Below are 4,106 nucleotides of genomic sequence, written 5' to 3'. Positions count from 1 at the left end.
AACGAGCCCGATGGAAACCCACGTAAGACCCGCACCACGCGGGCACCGGGTACCGCCACGGGAAGACCCGGCCACCACACCGGGCCAACGCCGCACCGCGAGGTGACGGCTCACGACACGTTCTCACACGTTTCGTGAACGGTGTACTCCAACGGACAGCTATCCGATGAACAGTTCGCGCGAAGCCTTGGGCCGTTCGCGCGCGGGTCCTATGAACGATCTATGACCCGACTGCAACGACGGACCTTCCTCATCGGCGGTCTCGCAAGCGCCGGTGCCACCATCCTCACCGCCAGTTCCGCCAGCGCCGCGCTGTACCCCTTCACCCTCGGTGTGGCCTCCGGTGAGCCCAACGCCGACGGCTTCGTCTTATGGACCCGGCTCGCGCCCAGCCCGCTCAACGCCGACGGCCTCGGCGGCATGTCCAGCGCCAACGTCGCCGTGGAATGGCAGGTCTCCACCGACCAGTACTTCACGACTCTCGCCGCGAGCGGCACCTTCACCGCCACCCAGGCGTGGGGCCACAGCGTCCACGTCGAACTGACGGGACTGCTGCCCGGCCGCGAGTACTGGTACCGCTTCCGCGCCATGGGCCACATCTCGCCGGTCGGCCGGGCCCGCACCGCGCCCGCGGTCGGGACCAGCCCGTCGATGAAGATGCTCTTCGCCTCCTGCTCGCACTACGAAGCGGGCTACTTCACCGCGTACCGCAGGATGGCCGAGGAGAACCCCGACCTGATCCTGCACCTGGGCGACTACATCTACGAGGGCGGCGCGGGCAGCGGTGTGCGCACCCACCAGCCGTCGACCGAGATCAGCACCCTGGCGAGCTACCGCGTGCGGCACGCGCTCTACAAGCGCGACCCCGACCTGCAGGCCGCGCACGCCGCCGCGCCGTGGCTGGTCGTATGGGACGACCACGAGGTCGAGAACAACTACGCGAACCTGATCCGCAACGACACCTCGCCCGCCGGTGACTTCACCGCGCGCCGGGCCGCCGCCTACAAGGCGTACTACGAGCACATGCCGCTGCGGGCCGCCCAAGCTCCGTCCGGTGCGAACCTGCAGCTGTACCGGCGGTTGCGCTGGGGGAGCCTGGCCACGTTCCACCTGCTCGACACCCGCCAGTACCGCGACGACCAGGCCTGCGGCGACGGCACCAAGCTCTGCCCGGCCGCCGACGACCCGGCCCGCACGCTCACCGGTGCCACCCAGGAATCGTGGCTGCTCAACGGAATGGGCCAGAAGCTGGGCACCTGGGACATCCTCGGCCAGCAGGTCTTCTTCGCCCAGAAGCTCGCCGCGGCGGACGGGTCGAAGAGCATGGACTCGTGGGACGGCTACACCGCGAACCGCTCCCGCATCCAGAACGGCTGGGACGCGCAGGGCAACACCAGCACCGCCGTCCTCACCGGGGATGTCCACCGCTCGTGGGCGAGCAACATCATGCAGAACTACAGCACGCAGAACCGGATCATCGGCACCGAGCTGGTCACCACGTCGATCACCTCGGGCGGCGACGGCAGCGCGACCGACAACGGGCTGTCGAGCCTCAACCCGCACGTGAAGTTCTACAAGAACCTGCGCGGGTACGTACGCACGGTCACCACGCCGACGCAGATGACCGTGGACTTCCGCACGCTGGACAAGGTCACCGTGCGCGACTACCCGGTCGTGACCACCAAGAGCTACGTGATCCAGGCGGGCAACCCCGGCCTGCAGACCCCGTGAAGGGCAGAACCATGCGCACCTCTCTGACGATCACCGCGCTGGCGCTGGCCGGAACCCTTGCGGGCACGGGCATCGCGCACGCCGACGGCACCCTGACGTGGACCGTCGCGAACAGCGTCGCCACCGGCGACCAGGACAACGCCGCCGTCGCGTCCGTCCGCACCGGCTACACCGCCGTCGTCTGGGAAGACGACCGCGACTCCACGAACCCGACCGACAACTTGCACAGCGAGATCTTCGTTCGCCTCTACCGCGATGGTGTCTCTCTCTACGAGAAGAAGCTGTCCGCGGTCGGCACGGGGAACTGGCGGCACCTCCAGCCCGACGTCGCGCTGCACGAGGACGGCAGCGCGGTCGTCGTCTGGGCCGACGACACCGACGGCAACGGGTACAACCAAATCGCCGTGCGCGCGCTCAACACGGCGGGGACGGTCACCGGGTCCGCGACCGCCAATGGAGCTTCGGCCGGACAGCAGACGTACCCGACCCGTGGCCGCCGACCCCGACGGCCCGGGGTTCGCGGTCGCCTTCGAGGACAAGCAGAGCACCACCGCGCCGACCGTGCGGGTGTCCGGGTTCGCCTCCATCACCTCGAAGACCTACGAGCTGCAGGCGCACGCCACGGGCGGCACCCACCAGCGCCCCGACATCGCGATGGGCGCGGCGCAGAACGCCATCGTGGTGTGGAACGAGGACGGCGACGGGAACGCGACGTTCAACATCGCCCGCAAGAGCTTCACCTCATCGGGTGCGACCAAGCTCGCCCAGGCGCTGGTCAACGTGAACGCGGGTGGGCAGCAGCGGCACGCGTCGGTGGCGGCGAACTTCAACGGCGATTTCGTCGTCGGCTGGGAGACCGACCACACGGGCGTCGCGCAGGTCGGCGTCCGGTCGTTCTCGGCCACCGGCACGGCCGGTTCGGCCGCCGACACCCTGGTCCCCGGTGCCGACCCCCAGGTCGGCACCGATGACCAGCGCGCCGCGGTCGTCAACTGGTCCGAGGCCGCGGACGTGTACGCCCAAGGCGTCAACCCCGACGGCTCCACCACCGGCAGGCTGCCCCGGCAGCGGCTCAACACGACCGTCACCGGCAGGCAGGACGAGCCCGCGGTGGCGGTCGACCCGTGGGGACTGATCACCCTGGCGTACAGATGACAACGACGGCAACGGTTTCGACCAGGTCTACCTCGGCACCGGACTGATCAACAGCACCTGGTGACGCAGGTGGCCCGGCCCCTGTTCCCCCGGGGGTCGGGCCACGTCCCGCTACAGCAACCGCGAGATGTTGTCCGCGAACCGCTGCCACGCGGCCCGCGCCCCGCCACTGGACACCGTCAGCTCGGCCGCGGGCGTCCACACCCCCCACGACGCGACGTCGAGCACGTAGCCGTAGGGCCCATGCACGAAACTGAACGTGATGAACCGGCCCGCGCCCTCCGCGTGCCCAGGCATCGAGCGGAAGGTCCAGCTGGTCGGCGAGCGGTCGATCACCATCACCGGATTGCTCCCCAGCAGCGGCAGCCCCGGCACGTTGTACAGGTCGCACTGCGTGCCGACCGGCGGCAGGTACGAGCAGTTGGAGTCGAAGGTGAAGTACCTGGTCAGCCGAGACGCCACCATCGACGTGAGGTGCTCCGGGGTGAAGGCACTCTCGACCCACAGGTCGTATCTGTAGTGGTACGTCAGGTCAGCGGGGTCGGCTTGCTCGGCGGACGCGGGGGCGGCGGTCACCCCGGCGAACAGGGCCACGACGAGGGCGACGATTGAGACGATACGTCGGGTAATCAACTTTTCACTCTCCGTTCGGTCCATGTCCTCACCGTGGCTGGCAGACGGGAGCGCGGCAAGTCATGCCAGCCGACCGGGTTACCCTGCTCACACGCTCGTGCGTTCGGCACGCAGCGATCCCCATGAAGGAGTACGGAAAGCCGTGAGTGAGCGCACCCTGGTCCTGGTCAAGCCCGACGGTGTGAGCCGTGGCCTGGTCGGCGAGGTCATCTCTCGCATCGAGCGCAAGGGCCTCACGCTGGCCGCGCTCGAACTGCGCAACGTCGAACGCGATGTCGCCGAGCAGCACTACGCCGAGCACGACGGCAAGCCGTTCTTCGAGTCGCTGCTCGAGTTCATCACCTCCGGCCCGGTCGTGGCACTCGTCGTCGAGGGCCCGCGCGCCATCGCCGCGTTCCGCCAGCTGGCAGGCGGCACCGACCCGGTCGAGAAGGCCACCCCGGGCACCATCCGCGGTGACTTCGGCCTGGAGGTCCAGTTCAACCTCGTGCACGGCTCGGACTCGATCGAGTCCGCCGAGCGCGAGATCAAGCTGTGGTTCCCCAGCCTGTGATCATGGCGGCTGCCACCCCGTGACAGCGGGGTGG

General features: G+C 68.9%; 4 protein-coding genes. 3 read left to right on the top strand and 1 reads right to left on the bottom strand.

Going from position 1 to position 4,106, the window contains the following annotated elements:
* Positions 1-222: 222 nt before the first annotated feature.
* Both ACRDSQ_RS17270 and ACRDSQ_RS17265 read left to right on the top strand, forming a co-directional pair.
* The gene (locus tag ACRDSQ_RS17270) at positions 223-1,731 is read left to right on the top strand and encodes an alkaline phosphatase D family protein (RefSeq protein WP_431422403.1); all 1,509 of its coding nucleotides are present in this window, start codon (positions 223-225) and stop codon (positions 1,729-1,731) included.
* 453 nt (positions 1,732-2,184) lie between these two features.
* Positions 2,185-2,886 carry a hypothetical protein gene (locus tag ACRDSQ_RS17265; protein WP_431422401.1) on the top strand — a complete coding sequence of 234 codons (702 nt, stop codon included), beginning with the start codon at positions 2,185-2,187 and terminating at the stop codon, positions 2,884-2,886.
* A gap of 111 nt (positions 2,887-2,997) precedes the next feature.
* On the opposite strand, the gene ACRDSQ_RS17260 is transcribed toward ACRDSQ_RS17265, so the two are convergent.
* Positions 2,998-3,519 (bottom strand): hypothetical protein, encoded by a 522-nt coding sequence (locus ACRDSQ_RS17260; RefSeq protein WP_431422398.1) that lies wholly within the window; start codon positions 3,517-3,519, stop codon positions 2,998-3,000.
* 142 nt (positions 3,520-3,661) lie between these two features.
* Between ACRDSQ_RS17260 and ndk the strand changes: the two genes are divergently transcribed.
* A complete protein-coding gene (ndk, locus tag ACRDSQ_RS17255; RefSeq protein ID WP_431422396.1) occupies positions 3,662-4,072 on the top strand; it encodes a nucleoside-diphosphate kinase in 411 nt (136 codons plus the stop codon).
* Positions 4,073-4,106: the final 34 nt, after the last annotated feature.

The sequence above is a fragment of the Actinokineospora sp. genome, assembly GCF_050699995.1.
Classification (GTDB): domain Bacteria; phylum Actinomycetota; class Actinomycetes; order Mycobacteriales; family Pseudonocardiaceae; genus Actinokineospora.
The sequence above is the reverse complement of the archived record's forward strand: the minus strand, read 5'-3'. Positions and strand labels throughout refer to the sequence as shown.